Source organism: Phaeodactylibacter xiamenensis (genome assembly GCF_000759025.1).
Classification (GTDB): Bacteria; Bacteroidota; Bacteroidia; order Chitinophagales; family Saprospiraceae; genus Phaeodactylibacter; species Phaeodactylibacter xiamenensis.
Genome location: NZ_JPOS01000090.1, coordinates 212,045 through 228,165, shown reverse-complemented (window position 1 = coordinate 228,165; position 16,121 = coordinate 212,045). Strand labels below are relative to the sequence as shown.

At 52.6% G+C, this 16,121-nt stretch carries 10 protein-coding genes; 2 read left to right on the top strand and 8 right to left on the bottom strand.

Annotated features, from left to right (window positions below; all coding sequences use genetic code 11):
- Positions 1-42: 42 nt before the first annotated feature.
- The 8 genes from IX84_RS26980 to IX84_RS26945 all read right to left on the bottom strand — a co-directional run bounded on the left by IX84_RS26980 (position 43) and on the right by IX84_RS26945 (position 13,440).
- Complete coding sequence (locus IX84_RS26980) at positions 43-6,024, bottom strand: alpha-2-macroglobulin family protein (RefSeq protein WP_044228968.1); 5,982 nt, start codon at positions 6,022-6,024, stop codon at positions 43-45.
- Between the two features lie 277 nt (positions 6,025-6,301).
- Complete coding sequence (locus IX84_RS31615; RefSeq protein WP_052516442.1) at positions 6,302-7,384, bottom strand: septal ring lytic transglycosylase RlpA family protein; 1,083 nt, start codon at positions 7,382-7,384, stop codon at positions 6,302-6,304.
- A 298-nt stretch (positions 7,385-7,682) separates the two neighbouring features.
- Positions 7,683-10,556, bottom strand: a complete 2,874-nt coding sequence (locus IX84_RS26970; protein WP_044228556.1) for a WD40/YVTN/BNR-like repeat-containing protein — start codon at positions 10,554-10,556, stop codon at positions 7,683-7,685.
- A gap of 110 nt (positions 10,557-10,666) precedes the next feature.
- The gene (locus tag IX84_RS26965; RefSeq protein WP_044228553.1) at positions 10,667-11,191 is read right to left on the bottom strand and encodes a DUF4252 domain-containing protein; all 525 of its coding nucleotides are present in this window, start codon (positions 11,189-11,191) and stop codon (positions 10,667-10,669) included.
- Between the two features lie 33 nt (positions 11,192-11,224).
- On the bottom strand, positions 11,225-11,788 hold the full coding sequence (locus IX84_RS26960; protein WP_160213954.1) for a DUF4252 domain-containing protein: 564 nt from the start codon (positions 11,786-11,788) through the stop codon (positions 11,225-11,227).
- A gap of 74 nt (positions 11,789-11,862) precedes the next feature.
- A complete protein-coding gene (locus tag IX84_RS26955; protein WP_044228547.1) occupies positions 11,863-12,402 on the bottom strand; it encodes a DUF4252 domain-containing protein in 540 nt (179 codons plus the stop codon).
- 43 nt (positions 12,403-12,445) lie between these two features.
- A complete protein-coding gene (locus tag IX84_RS26950) occupies positions 12,446-12,949 on the bottom strand; it encodes a hypothetical protein (RefSeq protein WP_052516441.1) in 504 nt (167 codons plus the stop codon).
- A complete protein-coding gene (locus IX84_RS26945) occupies positions 12,934-13,440 on the bottom strand; it encodes an RNA polymerase sigma factor (RefSeq protein ID WP_044228544.1) in 507 nt (168 codons plus the stop codon). The genes IX84_RS26950 and IX84_RS26945 overlap by 16 nt, the downstream gene beginning before the upstream one ends.
- Before the next feature lie 315 nt (positions 13,441-13,755).
- On the opposite strand from IX84_RS26945, the gene IX84_RS26940 reads away from it, so the two are divergent.
- Together IX84_RS26940 and IX84_RS26935 are read left to right on the top strand one after the other, a co-directional pair.
- Complete coding sequence (locus IX84_RS26940; RefSeq protein WP_044228541.1) at positions 13,756-15,453, top strand: LptF/LptG family permease; 1,698 nt, start codon at positions 13,756-13,758, stop codon at positions 15,451-15,453.
- Complete coding sequence (locus tag IX84_RS26935; RefSeq protein WP_044228536.1) at positions 15,437-16,108, top strand: phosphatase PAP2 family protein; 672 nt, start codon at positions 15,437-15,439, stop codon at positions 16,106-16,108. Before IX84_RS26940 ends, IX84_RS26935 begins: the two co-directional genes overlap by 17 nt.
- The last annotated feature ends 13 nt before the right edge of the window (positions 16,109-16,121 follow it).

The following is a 16,121-nucleotide window of genomic DNA, read 5'->3' as shown; positions in this document are numbered from 1 at the left end:
TCGCAAGATATTACGATCCTGTTTTATTAGCAATACGCAAATCTACTCCACCTTCAATCGCACCCCGGCTGAATGGCTACTGAATTCCGGCGCGTACATGCACTGCAGGCGCGCCATGCCGTTGGTGAAATCCCCGCGGTGGCTGACCCGCAGCGGATATTCCAACGTAAAGGTGCCCTGTGGTAAATACGAAATAAAGAAGTCCGTAGAAGCATCCCGGGTACTTTGGTAATAGCCGAGTCCCCCCTGCCATTGATACCGGCTAAGTACATTGACCGGCTCCAGGCCACTTGCCCGCATGTCCTGCAGGTGGACGTACTCCATAGCCCGGTCCACCTTGATGTCGATGCGCACCACAAGCTTATCGCCGGGTTGCAGCGCCATTTTGGGCGTGACCGGTACCAAAATGGGGCCGGTGTCGCTTAGCTCTTCCCGGTATAGCGTACGGTTCATCACCAGCGGTGTGGACTTGAAGGTTTCCACTTTATCCAGGTCTTCAAAGTACTGCCAGTAGGCGGCACCCCAGGCAATGCCGGGATTGGGGTTGTCCACCTTAATTTGACGGAAGCCCGGCTGAACGGCTTTGCCATCCCATTGGGTTTTGAAATAACCAGTGCCTGCCTCAGCATTTTTTTGCGCTTCTGTGAGTTGAGCCTGATAGACATCTTTATCCAGCTTCGGGAAGGAGACCTGCACGGGATCGTCGTAAGCCAGCCAGTTTTCGCCGAAGCGGAGCATGGCATAGACCGCACTTGCCGTGGCCTTGGTGGTCTCCCAGTGGTTGGTCTGTTTGTTTTTCAGCAGCCACACTTTGAGTTGCTCCACCGCTTCCTCATCCTTAGCAACGGTAGCGAAGGCCTCGATGAGCATGGCGTGGGTTTCAATCGGCAATTGGTACCAATAGAAGCCATAATCGTACTTCCAGTACATGCCCATTTCCTCGTTGTACAGGGCACGCTCGCGCAGGGACTTCATGATTTTTGTGGCTTGTTTCGGCATATCCTGCTTTTGGAAAACTACCGCCAGCATAGCTTGCTCGTATAGGTTACGCTCCAGCCACTTATCCTCAGCCAGTTTCAGGTAAAAGCCAAACGCCTCTTTTGCAGTCCCAGAAAGCTCCTGATCAGCGGTAAGGGAGCGGGTATAGAGGTAGTGGATGGCAATATTTGGCAGCAGGCTATCCTTTCTGGCCATAGCCTTGGTGTAGTAATCGGCCATTTCTTCATCCACAAAGGCGAGGCCGCGCTCCATGATGTTCCGGGCGTTGCGGTCATTCGCAATGTCTTCTACGCCAAGCAGCTGCAGCCGTGCCAGCCCTTCCATCAGGTACTGCGTGATGTACCAGCTTTCGCGCCCGCCGGGGAACCAGGAGAACCCACCGTTAGCAGATTGGCGCTCTTTGAGTTTATTCAGGGCCTCCGCTTTTTCGTACCCCATGCGGTTGAGGTCGAACAGCAGGCCGATGCGTTTGCGCTGTGCGGTTTCGCTTTGGGCATTGCGTACCCAGGGCGTCTGCTCCAGAATGATGTTTTTCAGGTCCTGGTTTTGCTCCAGTTCGCTTAGCAAGGCATCGGTTGAGCGCCACTGCTCGAACACACGCTGCACTTCCGGGTACTGATTCGCCACGGACGAGGCCAGGCTGTTGGCGTAGTAGCGGCTGAAAATTTGCTCAGTGCATTCGTGGGGGTACTCCATGAGGTAGGGGAGTGCCTTCACTGCGTACCAGGCCGGGTTGGAGGTGAACTCCAGGGTGAACTGATGCTGCTGCAGTGTTTTGGACTGCTGCGCTTTTTTCATGGCGCTAAAGTCGAAGGTCTTGCTTGCTGCCCCACCGATGGGCAGGGGCATCGTTTCCGTGACTAAGGTTCGGTTGGTCAGCACCGGCAGGGCACTTTCTTCCCCATCGGCATAGCTGCCTGCTTCTGCTGTGACCCGGTGGACAATCGCGCCGGTGAAATCTTCTGGTACTTCAAGCATCCAGGATACCCCCTGTGACTGCCCGGCTTCGGCCGTAAAGGGCTGCTCCTGATCGGTATTCCCAAACAACGCATCAATGGGCTCCATGCTCACCGCATCGAACAATTGAAGGCGTGCGGTGCCCTGCAATGGTCCTTCCGACAGGTTGCTCACCTTAGCGGTAAAGGCAATGCGGTCGCCCTGGCGCACAAAACGGGGCGCGTTGGGCTGTACCATCAACTGCTTTTGTGTGACTACCTCCTGCTCCGAAAGAGCATACTGCAAGGAGGTCGTATGGGCAAAGGCCAGGAATTTCCAGCGCGTAAGGGCTTCATTCATTTTGAACTGCAAGATGACATTGCCCGCTTCATCGGTACGCAGTTGCGGAAAGAAAAAGACCGTTTCCTTTAGGTTGCGGCGGATGGCTGGCTCTGGCTTAGGGGCTTCCGGTTCGGCATTAGCCATCGTATCGGCTTCCGGAGGAGGGGGAGCAGCCATCCCGGCGCGTGGGGCTGCTTCTTCTCTTTGAGTTGATTTAGCAGCATAGGACATCAGGGCATCAGCCTCTGCGCTGGCGGCATCATCAAAAGCCTGCGATTCGGCCATTACAGGTACATTCCCCCGGGCAAATCTATACCAGCGGTTCCAATTGTGCCAGTCGAGCTCCCGGTACTGCCGTGCATCAGCGCTAAAGTAAGCCCCTCTGTTGTAGAAAAAGGAACGGCCATAGTCGGCTGAAAAACCCTGCTGTGCCCAGTTCGAACGGCTGTAAGCACTTGGGAAAGGGCTGAAGTGCCAGTTGTGCATGCGGTAAGCATCCAAAGAAGCATCGTACATACCGGCAACTAACTCTGCAGCCACTGCTTCCTTCTCCGGGCCACTGATTTTGAGCTCCCAGGTTTCTTCCGCTCCGGGCAATAGCTTATCCCGGAAGGTCTGATAGGTGATTTTTAGTTCCTTGTTGCTCCAGGGCACCGTGATTTGCTGCTGAATCTTGAAGAAGCGGTTGTACTGCATCCCCTGAATATGGAGGAATAAATTGCCCCGGTCTTTTTCCTCAATTTTCTGGCTGATCCGCTGCCAGCGCGCTGCTTTCAGCCATTCCTGCCGGATCATTCCACTGCGGCCTTCCACTTCGATCAGGTAGGGGATTTCCGCTGTGGCGCTGCCCAGGAGGTGCTGATAGGTTTCACCGGGTTGGAAGGGGCCTTCTTTGGCGGGTCTTTCCCAGGCTACGGCACCATCGGGCAGGTGTTGTTTTTTGCTGTCAAACAGCGCAAAATACTTGATGGACTCTACCATTTCGCCGCTTTCGTCCCGCAGACGTAGCGTGGCGCGGTAGTGGCCGGTCTTCCAGCCGGAAAAATTAAGGAAAAGGGTGTCTTGGCCATTGACTTCTACCGATTCTTCGAAAACGGTACCCGTAGTTTTCCAGTTGCGCTGCTCATTTTCATCTGCATAGGGCAGGTGAGGAAAACGCTGTACAAATTCTGCCTCCTCCAGCAGGTAGTAGTCCGGGCGTTCCCAGTAGCGCTCCACCAGCGCGCGCGGTGGCGGTGCCAGGGCGGTTATGGTTAGATCGCCACCGGCAGCAGTAGGGTTGCCATCGAGGTTTTGGGCATAGAGCTGTACGGCCATCATTGGATCGGTCAGGTCTGCCTGAGCCGGGAGGTCCATTTCAGCCTTGAGCTGCAGGTAGCCCAGGCGCACGGATCGGGTAGCGGATCGGGTTTCGCCATTGGCATCGGTGACATCCACCGTTACGGTATAGGTGTATTCCGGGCGGTTGTCCGGGCTGATGGTGGGGTCAGGCAGAGCAGGGAATTCGATGGAGAAGCTGCCGTCAGGACCTGTTTGTGCAACGCCATTCGCGATTTCCATACTACTGCTGCTTGGCATACGGTACCACCAGGAAGACCAGGGGAAACGTGCATTGCGCTCCACCCGGTAGGTGACTTTCGCTCCATCAATTACGTTGCCGGCGTAGGCTTTGGCCAGACCGGAAACCGTTACAGTATCCCCCAGTTCAGGCTGCCCGTCCAGCGGTTGGAGTTCCACTTCAAACTTGGGGCGTTTGTATTCTTCAACCGAAAAATACCGGGTACTTCCGCCCAGGTTGGACTGTATCGACATTTGTCCCAGCAAGCCACCCTGGGGAGCGATAAAGTTGCCCTGTACAGTACCAAATTCGTTGGTTTCCAATTCCAGGGTTTCCACTTCCTGCCGGTTGGCATCCCGGAATGTCAGCGTGATGGACTGATTGGGCAGGATAGCCGGGAGGTCATTCGCGTCTTTGGTTAAAGCGAGGGCTTTGAAGTAAATGGTTTGCCCGGGCCGGTAAATGGAGCGGTCCAGGAAAAAATGAGTGGTTTCTGTCCGGATATCTCTGTCGTAAGACTGGTAATTAGAGAAGCCCCGGCCCAGGGTTTGCACATCTGCGCCGCGTGTGAGCTGTATGACAAATGACTGCCTGTCGTCACCGGGAAGGGAAGCCATGCCCATGGCGTTGGTTTGGGCTTTGCTGTGGGGGACCAGTTCCTGCTGGTTTTTCCGGCGATTGTACCGGGTGGTGAAGAACTGTAGTTCCACGCCAGCCAGGGGCTGCCCATTCTCCCGGTGGGCGACCAGTATTTGGTTGTCGGCACGTTGATAGAGTGCGCCCAGTTCAGAAATGCTGAAAAAAGCCGCACTAACTTCAGCAGCCTCATCAAAATCTTCATTGGTAGCATAGAGGAGGGCGTAACTGCCGAACCCCTGCCCGTCAAGTGCAAATTCGGTTCGGTGCTGCTGCAGGTCGCCTTCGTCCGGCAGCTTGAAGTGCCCCTTAAGCCGGGGCGCTTTGTTTTTCAGGATTTCGAGCGTTTCTTCCCCCCGGTTGCGCTCTAGTTGGAAGGCATCTTCCGGGGCAAGGGGGATGAGCCGGTAGTATAACGAATCCGTATTTCGGTAGGTGAGGGAGAAGAGCATCGACTGGTTAGGAAGGTAAACTTCTTCAGCCTGTAGGGTAAGTTGTTGGTCCAGAAGCTTGGCCTGTAGGTTTTTAATGGGTTGAGCCCAATAATGGTCGGGGTAGTTCTTGAGCGCCTGGGTTGTCAAATCCAGGGCCTCCTTTGCTTTCCAGCGGTGCGTGGTATCACCAAAGGGTTGGTAACTTTGCCCAAGCTGCTGATAATGCTGAGCTAAAGCATACCAGGCCTGCATAACTTCAGGCGTGCCCTGATATTGCTCAATAGTGCGTTGCAGGGCCTGGGTATACAGCGATTCTTTTTCAGCATTGACCAGCTTTTGGTAAGCAAACTGCAGGCGTTTGAGGTCCAGGTCGAGCAAAGCAGCGGCATTGTCATTCTTCAGCCGCACACGCAGTAAGTCTTGCAGGAGGTGGAGTACCTGAAGGGTGTACGCTGCTGAGTCTTGTCCGCTGAAGGCGGTTTCGACAAAATCCTGGGCAGGAGCGAGGGCGGCTTCCTCCCGGAGTAGATACTTGTACACCGGTTCGTTGAGGTACGACTGGTCGTTGGAGAAGTAGTCAATAGCCCGGTGCATGAGGAAGTCGTAAAGCGTGGGGCGCAGCCCTTCGGTTGCCGGGCTGTTGGGGGTGGTGATGGGCGCCCACTCCTCAATGGGGATGTTGAGTAAGCCCTGGTCCTGTACAGACAAAAGGTACTGTTTTCCGGTTTCATCCAACAGGTCGCGGGTAGTCCATAGGCTGATATCCTCCGGGCGCTCTCCGGCCACGGTTGTCCGCTGACTAATCTGCCAGCGGTTTTCCTCCAGGTAGCGCTGATACAGGCCCGCCAGCAAGGTATGGAGTACCGGTTTTACAGGAAAAGAAGCCGAATCGGCTTCCGATTGCACACGGCGGATGGCTTCCGCCAAGCCTTCCTCTTCGATTTGGCTTTGGAATTTATTGAGGTAGATGATGGTTTTGACCCATTCGGCTGGTTCATCATCCGCTTTAGCTTGCTGGTAGAGTGCTTCGGTGGCCTCAAGTGCCGACCGGGGCAGGCCATTCTGCTCAAGGGAGTCTATTTTGGCCCAGGCATCGGCGTATGGGCTGTTGTCGTTCATAACTGGTTTTGGCGTTTGGGAAAATAAGGGGGCGGAGCAAAGCAGTGCGGCGAAAAGCCCCGAAATGATACGGTTTAGCATAGAATTTGTCTTTTGGGAAGGCGGCGTACTGAATAAGACCGCCCGTTACCTTACTAATACGCAGCAAGGCAGGGTCGAATTACATAAATGTAAGGAAAATGTGGCGAATAGCCTGTGGAAAAGACAGGGAAGGAGGGGAGTGAATGTAAATAACCGGAGCGGCGTAAACCTTTACGCCGCTCCGGTAACCGAGATATTAACGGATCATCGTGACCAATCCGTCAATCATAAAGGACCGGCGCAGGTCGTCCAGGTAGTTTTGTGCAGCTGCCTTTTGGGGGAATGCAGCAATGACTACTTTTTGGAGCCCGTTGGAATCCATGATAAAGACATTGCTTAATCCTTTAGCTTGCAACTCTTCTACCTGGCGGGCAGCATTTTCTGCATTTCGGTAGGAGCCGACTTGTACAGCGTAGCCCTGAGTGCCGCGTGGTAGGGTCGTGGCTGAGGTGCTGCTACCGGAAGAAGTTTGTGCCGCGCCCGGCGCACGGCTGGCGAGTGAGCCACCGACCTGTCCGTATGATTGGGGCTGATTAGTGGGGTAGCCACCCTTTGCAGTCAGGTTCACATTGTTGCTGTAAGGCTCGGTGTAGGTCCTGCCCGATTGTGTAGGCTGGCTGTAAGCCATGTTTTCATTGCTGTAAGCCCGCCCAACCGGTGGTGCGGAATTGTAAGCGGAATAACGGTTAGTACCCCCCTTCGCTGTATAGTCAGAAGTATTGGTACTGCGGCTGGCATAGCTGTTTTGAGTGGCAGTTGCCGGGTACTGAGGCTCATAGGAAGAGGAACTGTAAGCGGGCACACGGTTACTCCGGCTGGCGTAGCTATCGTAGGATTGGGGGGCTGACCGGGCGGTGGTTTGAGCAGTCAGCTGGCCCCCTCTGGGGTTTTGGTCAGAATGGCCGACCGGCTCTATGCGGACCTGAGCTTTACCATCTCTGAGCAGCCCAATATCCATTGCTGCCGCTTTGGAAATATCAATCATAAGGCCCTCTACGAACGGGCCGCGGTCATTGACCCGCACGACGGTAGACAGGCCGTTATCCAGGCGGGTTACCTTTAGCAAGGTGCCTTTAGGGTAAGTTTTGTGCGCAGCCGTGTATTCTTCGCGCCGGTACACCTCACCCATAGCGGTAATGCGGCCGTGGAGATAGTCGGCATAGTAGACCGCTGTGCCGGTCTCGCTGTTGTTGGAGGAAGAAGCGTAACGGCTGCTGTATTGCTGTGCCGATAAGCCTGTCGTGAGTAAAAACAGGCCGAAAATCATGTAGAAGCGCATATGCGTTTTGTTTAGTGGACTTTGTTTTAAGAGCTTGTTTGGATTTTACACTTCGGGCTGCTCTTGCCAAATTTTGTCCTGCTCTTCGTTGTTCTTCGGTCACGTCCGTACGGATTCTCCCTCATCACGCCCCCGACGATGAATGTCGGGATCAAAGACTTGTTCAGAATAAAATTTGGCTTCGTTCGCTCCAAAAGCAAAATCCCAACAAGCTCTTAACAAACAAGAAGTTGGTTAAGATCATATTAACATTCAAAATCGGCAATAAATTGTTGAGGGTCAAGTTTTTTAATACGTTTTATTCCAATTTCAGCGTTTCCTGCACGGTCTGCTCTCCAAATTGAATCTCCACGCTGTAATTCCCCCTGTATAAATAGGCCTTGCCGTTGTCCATGACTTTGATATGGACCGGTTTCTCGTCTGACTTTCTGTCTTTATTTAGTGTTTCATTATACTCATCCAGAATTTCCTCGCTAATTGTAAGACCGTAAGCAATATAGTTTAGCCCTTTTGAAAGTTGAACCTCAAAATTTTGCAGCTCCAGACTGTCCGGGGTGGAGACTGTTACGGAAGCCTTACCTGGCCTGTTGGCATACACCGGAATTTGCGCTTTGGGTATGGTTTGCTCCCAAACCGACTTTTTGCCCCAATTGGAGCGGTACCGGATGGGGTCAGGCGGGAAGGCGTGGAGTGCCTTTGCCATCAGGCTGCTGTCCAGTTGCTGGAGCTCTTTAATGCGCCCGACGTAAATGGACCGGCCGTGGGTGCCCACCACCAATTCCTTAGCAGTATTTTGAATCGCCAGGTCATGGACGGCTACGGCAGGCAGGTTGTTGTCGAGCAGCATAAAGTGCTTGCCTTTGTCCAGGGAAATATACAAGCCATGATCTGTACCTACGTAGAGCAGCTCAGGGTGCTCCGGGTCTTCCCGAATGATATTTACCGGCTCCAGAGGCAGGTCTGTTCCAATACGCTGCCAGATGCTTCCATAGTCTTCAGAGACGTACAAGTAAGGCGTGAAGTCATCCCACCGGTAGCCATTCAGTGCTACATACACCCGGCTTTTCTGATGGACAGAGGCTTGCACCCGGCTCACCCACAAATCTCCGGGCAGGTTACTGGTGATGTTGGACCAGCTAAAGCCTCCGTCCCGGCTCAGGTGCACCAGCCCGTCATCAGAGCCAGTGTACAACAGCCCGAATTGCAGGGGCGATTCATGAATGCTGCTGAGGGTACCATAGGGCACATCGCCGGTAACTCCGCCCTGTGTGAGGTCTCCGGAAATTTCTTCAAACTGCTCACCCTGGTCCATAGAGCGCAGCATTTTATGAGCGCCCATGTACAGAATATCGGGATTATGGATGGACAAGTGGATAGGCGCCTGCCAGTTCCAGCGGTAGGGGCGCTCTCCCAGGTTGGGCTTAGGCGTAATGTAGGTGGTTTTTTCTGTGGAAGTGTTGATGCGGAAATAGTTGCCAAACTGGAACCCGGTATACACGGTTTGGTTGTCTCTTGGATCAATGGCGACCTGCATGCCATCCCCGCCCATGATTTCCTTGTAGGGATACTGCCCGGTGGCGTGCCAGCGATCGCTTGCTTCATAAGTGCTGGGGCCCATCCAAACACCGTTGTCCTGTAGTCCTCCGTAAATCCGGTAGGGCTCGGCATTGTCAACGGCAACCGTATAAAATTGTCCGACAGCCGGGCTGTTACATTTGGCCCAATGCGCACCGTTGTCGTAGGAAATATTGATGCCACCATCGTTGCCCAGAATAAGGTGCTCCGGCCGGTTGGGATTAATCCAAAGGGCGTGGTGGTCGGCATGTACGTTGTCTTGCATGATATTGGTCCAGGTCTTACCGCCATCATCGGAGCGTAGTACGGGTACGCCCATCACGAAAATCTGATTAGGGTCCTGTGGGGCCACCCGGATTTGCCCAAAGTAATAGCCGTAGGAATTATAGACCTGATCGATATAATCGTTGTGGGTTTTCTTCCAGGTCCGCCCGCCATTATCGGAGCGGTAGACTTCCAGCCCGACGACTGGGGTGTCAAAGAGCAGGGAGTTGGCATCCTCCACGTAGGCCACCAGGTCCTGTGGAGTGATTTCATCCGTTTTGACCATTTCCAGTACCGTCTCCAAATCGTATTTTTTAGGGAAGCCATTGCTGCGCAGGTAGGCTTTGATTTGATAGGGTGGGAGTTCGAGGAAAGCTTCTTTGGACATCGTGCGCAGTTCAGCCTTAGTCAGTTCATCTTCTTTTTCCTTTGCGGGGCGGCGGCCGTAGTTGTCGATAGCGGCGTAGAGTATGGTGTTGCTATCTGCCTGTACGATATCAAGGCCGATGCGCCCGGCACCTTCGCCGGTAGGAAATCCGCTGTTGATGTTCGTCAGGCGGGTCCAGGTATTGCCTCCGTCTGTACTTTTGTAAATGGCAGATGCTGCACCGGACTCCACGAAGTTCCAGGCGCGCCGTTCCCGTTGCCAGGTGGCGGCATAAAGTATATTAGGGTTATCCGGCTCCATGATGAGGTCAACCACACCGGTTTCCGGGCCGGCGTAGAGGGTGCGGTCCCAGGATTGGCCACCATCAGTGGTTTTATAAAGACCCCGTTCGGGATTGGAAGAATAGAGATGTCCAAGGGCCGCCACCCAGGCGATATTCGGGTCATCGGGGTGCAGGAGGATGCGGCCAATGTGGTGGGTCTCCGGCAGGCCGAGGTGTGTCCAGGTATTGCCCTCATCGGTACTTTTGTAAATGCCGGTGCCTGCATAGGAAGAGCGGCTGGAGTTGACCTCTCCGGTGCCTACCCAGATGGTGCCGGTTTTCCAGTCCACTGCGATGTCTCCAATCGTCATGACCATTTCCTTTTCAAACAAAGGCGTGAAAGAAAGGCCGTTGTTTTCCGTTTTCCAGAGCCCCCCGGAGGCATAAGCGACGTAAAAATGCGTGGGGTCTTCCTCCCAAACGTCAATATCGGCCACGCGCCCGCTCATCACGGTTGGGCCCACATTGCGAAATTCAATAGCATTGGCGATGGAAGCGTCCCGAAGAGACTGCCGTTGGGCATAACTTTGGATACGGGATTGGGCGGGAGTGGCAGGAACCGGGTTTTGGGCAAACACCACATTGAGGGCAAAAAGGCAGAGGGTGAAAAGGGTAAACCGCATGTTTTAGGCGAAAGATAAATAAAATCTCTGCATTCAGGGGCAAATCAAAATACCCCGGACAACTAAGGTTGCCCGGGGTAAGGGTCGGGTGAATGATCTACAAGAACGGATTACACACGTGGAATATCTTCCTTTTTGTCTGGCAGGTTTTCAAAGTGCTCCATGCCTTCAATGTCCAGATGGAGGTCATTAAGATCGCTGAACTTCAGCAGGCCTTCCAGGCTAAGCAGGATGAAGTTGTCCTGCCCGTGAACGGTCAGCAGGACGTTGGTGACCTTTTTATTTTCCTCCCGGATGTAGAGCCCCACATCTTCATGGCCTTCGCGCACCCGGAAGAGCTCTTCGAAGCCGTTTTTGCGCATATTCTTCAGCAGCTTTTGGTACTCCTTCGGCGTGACGAGGTTGCCATCGTCCATCGTCAGGATGCGCAGCTGAGTGATTTTATCAATGATTTTTTCTGCACCTTCTGCTTCCTCCGCATTGATTTTCAGCTTGAGTAGCCAGCCTTGTATGTCGATATGGCTGACCTGATCCTGGTCTTTGTACTGATCATAAAACTCAGAGATGAAATGAGTTTGGCTCATGCCAAATACCGGAATGAGGGCCAACAGGCACAATAGAATGAAATCTCGCATGATATAGAGTGGTTTCGGGTGATTTAAATAGGGTTATACCCTTGGGATAACAGGGGCAGGCTCGGGTTGCTCTGCTTCTTCCTTTTCCTCTTTCTGCTCGCCCATTTTGATGAAATAATTGATGAGGTCTGAAATCTCCGAGTATTTGATCCGGGACTTCATATCCATAAACACAAAGCCATCTTCATCACGGACCAGTAGCAACAGGTTCTTGATCTTATTCCTGTTGTCTCGTGCCATGATCCGGACGGAAGAGCCTTCACTGTCCACCTGCAACAGGTCTTCGTACCCATTGTCCTGAATGTTCCTGACAAAAGCTTTGAGTTCGGACTCTGGCAGGGCTGCCCCCTTTTCAGAAGCCAGCATACGGAACTTGCCAATCTTACGGGCATAGCGCAGGGCTACTTTGGTCTCCTCGTCTTTCACACTGTTGTAGACAATGCCTCCACCCAGCCACATGACCCAGCCGGGTAGCTTGAAGTTGACTACTCCGGGCTGCTTTTTGTGGGTTTGGTAAAACTGAGCCGTCGTTTTAGGGCTGCTGCAGGAAGTAAAAGCAAAAGCTGCTGCACAAAAAATAAGAATGGGCAGTCTCATAGCGGTCGGGTTTGTGGTGGAGTAAACAGCATTGGTGGGGTACAAGACCCCAACCATGGCTCTGACAGACTAATTTACTGTTTTTGCTCGGCAGGCTCTTCGTTATCATCAAACTCGTTGATGAGCCTGGATATTTTCTCCATGTCGATTTTGCCTACAAAGCTCATGAGTACGAATTCTTCCCCACCGCCGACCAGCAGCAGGAGTTCTTCCATAGTGCCGGCGGCGTCTTCCTTGACCAGGAAGTCGACGTTTTGCTCGTCGGCATTGCGCACAGTCATAAGAATTTCGTATTCGGTGGTGTTGATCTTCTGCTTGGCTTCCTTGTAAAAGCCGGCACCATTTTCCTCTGCGACGAGGATTCGGATGCCCTTGAGGTCGGAGGCCAGGTCAATAATGGCAGCGGTCTCGTTGTCGTCCATTTCCATAGATTCCACATCCAGCTTCCCGAACATGCTCATCAGTTTGGAGCTGATATAGACCACAGTGAAGCGGTCATCATCGAGGTATTGCTGAAAGTACTTATCAATGGCATTAGCGTTGGAGGTCTGTGCTGAGGCGATGCTGACGATGCCCAGCATCAAGGCGGTAAAAATCCACTTTGAGGTCTTCATGATTTAAAATTTACGGATAAACAATCGGATGAGTAAAGGTTGGTTATTCAAAAAAGCGGCTGATCTCTTTGAGGTTGCGCTCAAAGCCCTGAGCAGCCACGTCTGTTCCCTGATTGAGTTCTAAGGAAGCCCTTTTCAGTGCGCTGCTGGTAATCGCAAACGCCTGTTTGGGGTCTTCCACTTCGTATTTGGACCAGTCAACGCCGGCCACTTCCTGATGCTGCGCGGGCTGATAGCCTTCGTACATCCAGAAAGCGCCGATGGCAAGGGCTACAGCGGCTGCTATCCGCAATCCCCAGGTCCTTGCAGAAAGGTACCGGACTTTGGCTTCCTGAGGCTGCAGTTCCGCCAGTAATTTGGCGTCAAAGGCATCACCCAGTTCCGGGGCGGCATTTTGCTCCAGGTACCCAAACAAGGGGCGGTACCCCTTTAGATCTTCCGGCAGGTCTTTGCGCTGAAACGCACGCCGGAGTTGGGCTTCTTCTTCAAGGCTCGTCTGCCCTTCGAAGTAGCGGTCTAGTAATTGCCGTATCAATTGGTGGTCCATAAGGCGGTTAATTTATTTCGGATGCTCTTCCGAGCTCTGAAAATATTCGTTTTTACCTGTGCCAGGGGCATTTCCAGGGTGTCAGAGATTTCCTGATAGGTAAACCCATCCACATCCCGGAGCTGCATGGCCATTCTTTGATTGTCGGGCAGTTCCTGCATCAGTTTTTGAATTTGCAGGTAGCTGTCCGAGAGTTCCGCTTGCTGATCGGGCGTATGTGCTGAGCTGCTCAGCCTGTAGGCACCGTCCAGCCCTTCGTTTTGGTTGAACCGAAGGCGGCGCTTGTCGATGGACCGGTTTTTGGTCAGCTGCATGCACCAGGCTTCGATGTTGCGGACTGTACTCAGCTCCTGGCGTTGTTCCCAGACTTTGATCAGGGTTTCCTGCACCACATCCTCTGCCTCCTGTGGGTTCCCCGTTATGCGAAGGGCGACCCGGTAGAGTTTGTTTTTGATGGGCAGTATGTCTGATTTGAAAGTTTCCAGGTTCATTACGCTCTCTAAGTAGTTTGACGGAAATAAGTTAGACCGCTTTCTCTTTAGGTTTTTGTGTCCCGGTTAACCGGGATCACCTCAGCTTCCAGGTTTTCAGCTGCTAATGAAATTGCCCAAAAACTCAAACGGTCTAACTTATTTTGTTTCCGTCTCTAAGCTGCGTTCACTAAGGTGACGGCAAGGGTTAACGGAAAGTTACAGCCGGGCCGGAAAAAATTTAAAGTTAATATAAAGTCAACCTTTGGCACACCATACAGAGTTGTTATGAGACGTTGTACCTTTGCGCAACGCAGAAAGTCTATTTGTGAATCTATGAAGATTGTCGACCGCTTACTGATCAAGAGTTTTATCCCACCTTTCATCGTAACATTCATGATTGCGATGTTCGTTTTGGTGATGCAGGTACTGTGGCTGTACATCGACGATATAGCGGGCAAGGGGCTGGGGTTGTTTCTCATCCTGGAGCTAATGGGGTATAAAAGCCTCTCCCTGGTGCCAATGGCCCTGCCGCTGGCGGTGCTGATTTCCTCCGTGATGGTAATGGGGAACATGGCAGAGCGGTATGAGCTGTCCAGCTTCAAGTCTGCGGGTGTGTCCCTGGCCCGCATCATGCGGCCCATGATTGGGTTTGGTTTTTTTGCCGTTCTGGCTTCCTTTTTCTGTTCCAACAACCTTATTCCGGTAGCCAACCTCAAATTCGGGTCCCGGATGTACGATATCCAGAAACAAAAGCCGGCACTGCGGCTGGAGGCTGGTATTTTTAATGACGACTTTGACGGATACGCCATTCATATTGGCAACAAGCCAGGCGATGGGAAACGGATAGAAGACGTACTCATCTACGACCACACTGACGCCAACAAAGGCAAGCTGTCTCAGATTATAGCCAGTGAGGGGGAAATGTATGCCACTGAGGATGGGAGCTACTTTATGATGAACCTCCACAACGGCCATCAGTATATGGAAGGGGATCCATCCGGTTCTGGCAACAGCCGGTCCTATCCGTTTGTGCGCACCAATTTCAAAAGCTGGTACAAAGTCTTCGACTTGAGTGAGTTCAACCTTAACCGGACCAACGAAGACCTTTTTAAGTCCAACCGGAGTATGCTGACAAGCGGTCAGCTGGCCGATGCAGTAGACTCGCTGGAGCAAAAGATCCGGCGCCGAGAGGTGGGCATTTCGAATCAGTTTAGTTCCTACTTTGATTTGCTGGAACTGGACAGCACCTTCCTGGATAATCCGGATGAAGAAGATAAACTGGCCGCAGCAGAAGCCGAACGGATCAGAGCGGAGGAGGAAAACCTGGAAGCCAAAGCGAGTGAGGCTGCAGAGGAACAGAATGAGGAGGCTGACTCTACTGAGGCTGAAAACGTTGTCGGGGATGCTCAACCCGATGATCAGCAACCGGCATTCGCACCCGATGAAAAAATCAACCGCAAACCCATAAAGTCCTTTGAAGGGCGGCCTATCAAGCAAGTCATTGAGAAGCCGGTGGAAGATTATGAGAGTATTCTGCTGCTGTTCTCAGAAGCAGAGCGCCTGAGGCTGGTCAATAAGTCCAAGTCCTTTATCCGAAGTATTCAGGCACACGCCGAATCCGCCACCCGATCCATCGACCGGTTGCGGGAAAGCCGGGTCAAGCACATTTATGAGCTTCATACCAAATACAGCATGGCGCTGGTGTGCTTCATCTTTGTGTTCATTGGCGCACCCATGGGCGCGATTGTACGCAAGGGCGGCTTCGGGTATCCTATCCTGATATCGATCATCTTTTTCATGATATTTATTGTGCTGACCATATTCTGCCGGAAAATTGCGGAGACCTTCGTTGTGCCTGCCGCAGTCGCTGCCTGGGTGCCCTGCGCAGTGCTTTTTCCCATAGGAGTATTGCTGACGCGCAAGGCGATGAACGACAGCAAACTGGTCAACATCGATCAGTATGCGAATTTCTTCAAAGCGATCTTCAAACTCTTTAGAAAACGCAAAGCTGAGCATGACCCCGCTGTCTGATTTATGGCAAACGAACCGCTGGTTTTTTTCCGGCATGGTTCAATTTCTTTTATTTGGAGCTGTACTGCTGGCACTGATGGAAACCGGAGCGTTCGTCTGGTTTTTTAGCCGGCACCGCAGCGTGGGGCTGGATTTGCTGTTTGTGAATGGTACCAAGCTTGGCGAACCCGTTGGGTTTATGCTGGCCGGGCTGGTGCTTCTGTTCATCCGGTTCAGGCATGCTATTGCCCTCCCTTTCCTGGGTTTTAGTGTGTCGGTTATTTCTTACCTTTCCAAGTCTTTTTTTGCGCATGACCGCCCCTTCGCCTATTTTGAGAAGCTGGGCATTGCCGGGCAGCTCAACCTGGTGGAAGGAATCAAAGTGCACTCGGGCGCTACCAGTTTTCCAAGCGGCCATACGATGGCAGGCTTCGCTCTTTTTGCCTTTATGGCCTTCTGTGCACCAAATAAAAAGTCTACCGGTGCCTTGTTTTTCCTGCTGGCACTCATCGTAGGCTTGTCCCGGATTTACCTCACTCAGCATTTCTTTAAAGACGTCTACCTGGGGGCATTTTTGGGGGTTTTAATTGCTATGTTTTGGTACTACATTCAGTATCTCCCAAAGGTGTCATGGCTTGATAAAAGCCTTAAAATGCCCTGGGGGGGAACTTCATAACACAGGTGAGGGT

Coding starts and splice junctions, on each gene's coding strand:
- IX84_RS26970 (WP_044228556.1), bottom strand. CDS start 10,556: ATGCGGTTTACCCTTTTCACCCTCTGCCTTTTTGCCCTCAATGTGGTG.
- IX84_RS26945 (WP_044228544.1), bottom strand. CDS start 13,440: ATGAACCTGGAAACTTTCAAATCAGACATACTGCCCATCAAAAACAAA.
- IX84_RS26980 (WP_044228968.1), bottom strand. CDS start 6,024: ATGAACGACAACAGCCCATACGCCGATGCCTGGGCCAAAATAGACTCC.
- IX84_RS31615 (WP_052516442.1), bottom strand. CDS start 7,384: ATGCGCTTCTACATGATTTTCGGCCTGTTTTTACTCACGACAGGCTTA.
- IX84_RS26955 (WP_044228547.1), bottom strand. CDS start 12,402: ATGAAGACCTCAAAGTGGATTTTTACCGCCTTGATGCTGGGCATCGTC.
- IX84_RS26965 (WP_044228553.1), bottom strand. CDS start 11,191: ATGCGAGATTTCATTCTATTGTGCCTGTTGGCCCTCATTCCGGTATTT.
- IX84_RS26960 (WP_160213954.1), bottom strand. CDS start 11,788: ATGAGACTGCCCATTCTTATTTTTTGTGCAGCAGCTTTTGCTTTTACT.
- IX84_RS26935 (WP_044228536.1), top strand. CDS start 15,437: ATGACCCCGCTGTCTGATTTATGGCAAACGAACCGCTGGTTTTTTTCC.
- IX84_RS26950 (WP_052516441.1), bottom strand. CDS start 12,949: ATGGACCACCAATTGATACGGCAATTACTAGACCGCTACTTCGAAGGG.
- IX84_RS26940 (WP_044228541.1), top strand. CDS start 13,756: ATGAAGATTGTCGACCGCTTACTGATCAAGAGTTTTATCCCACCTTTC.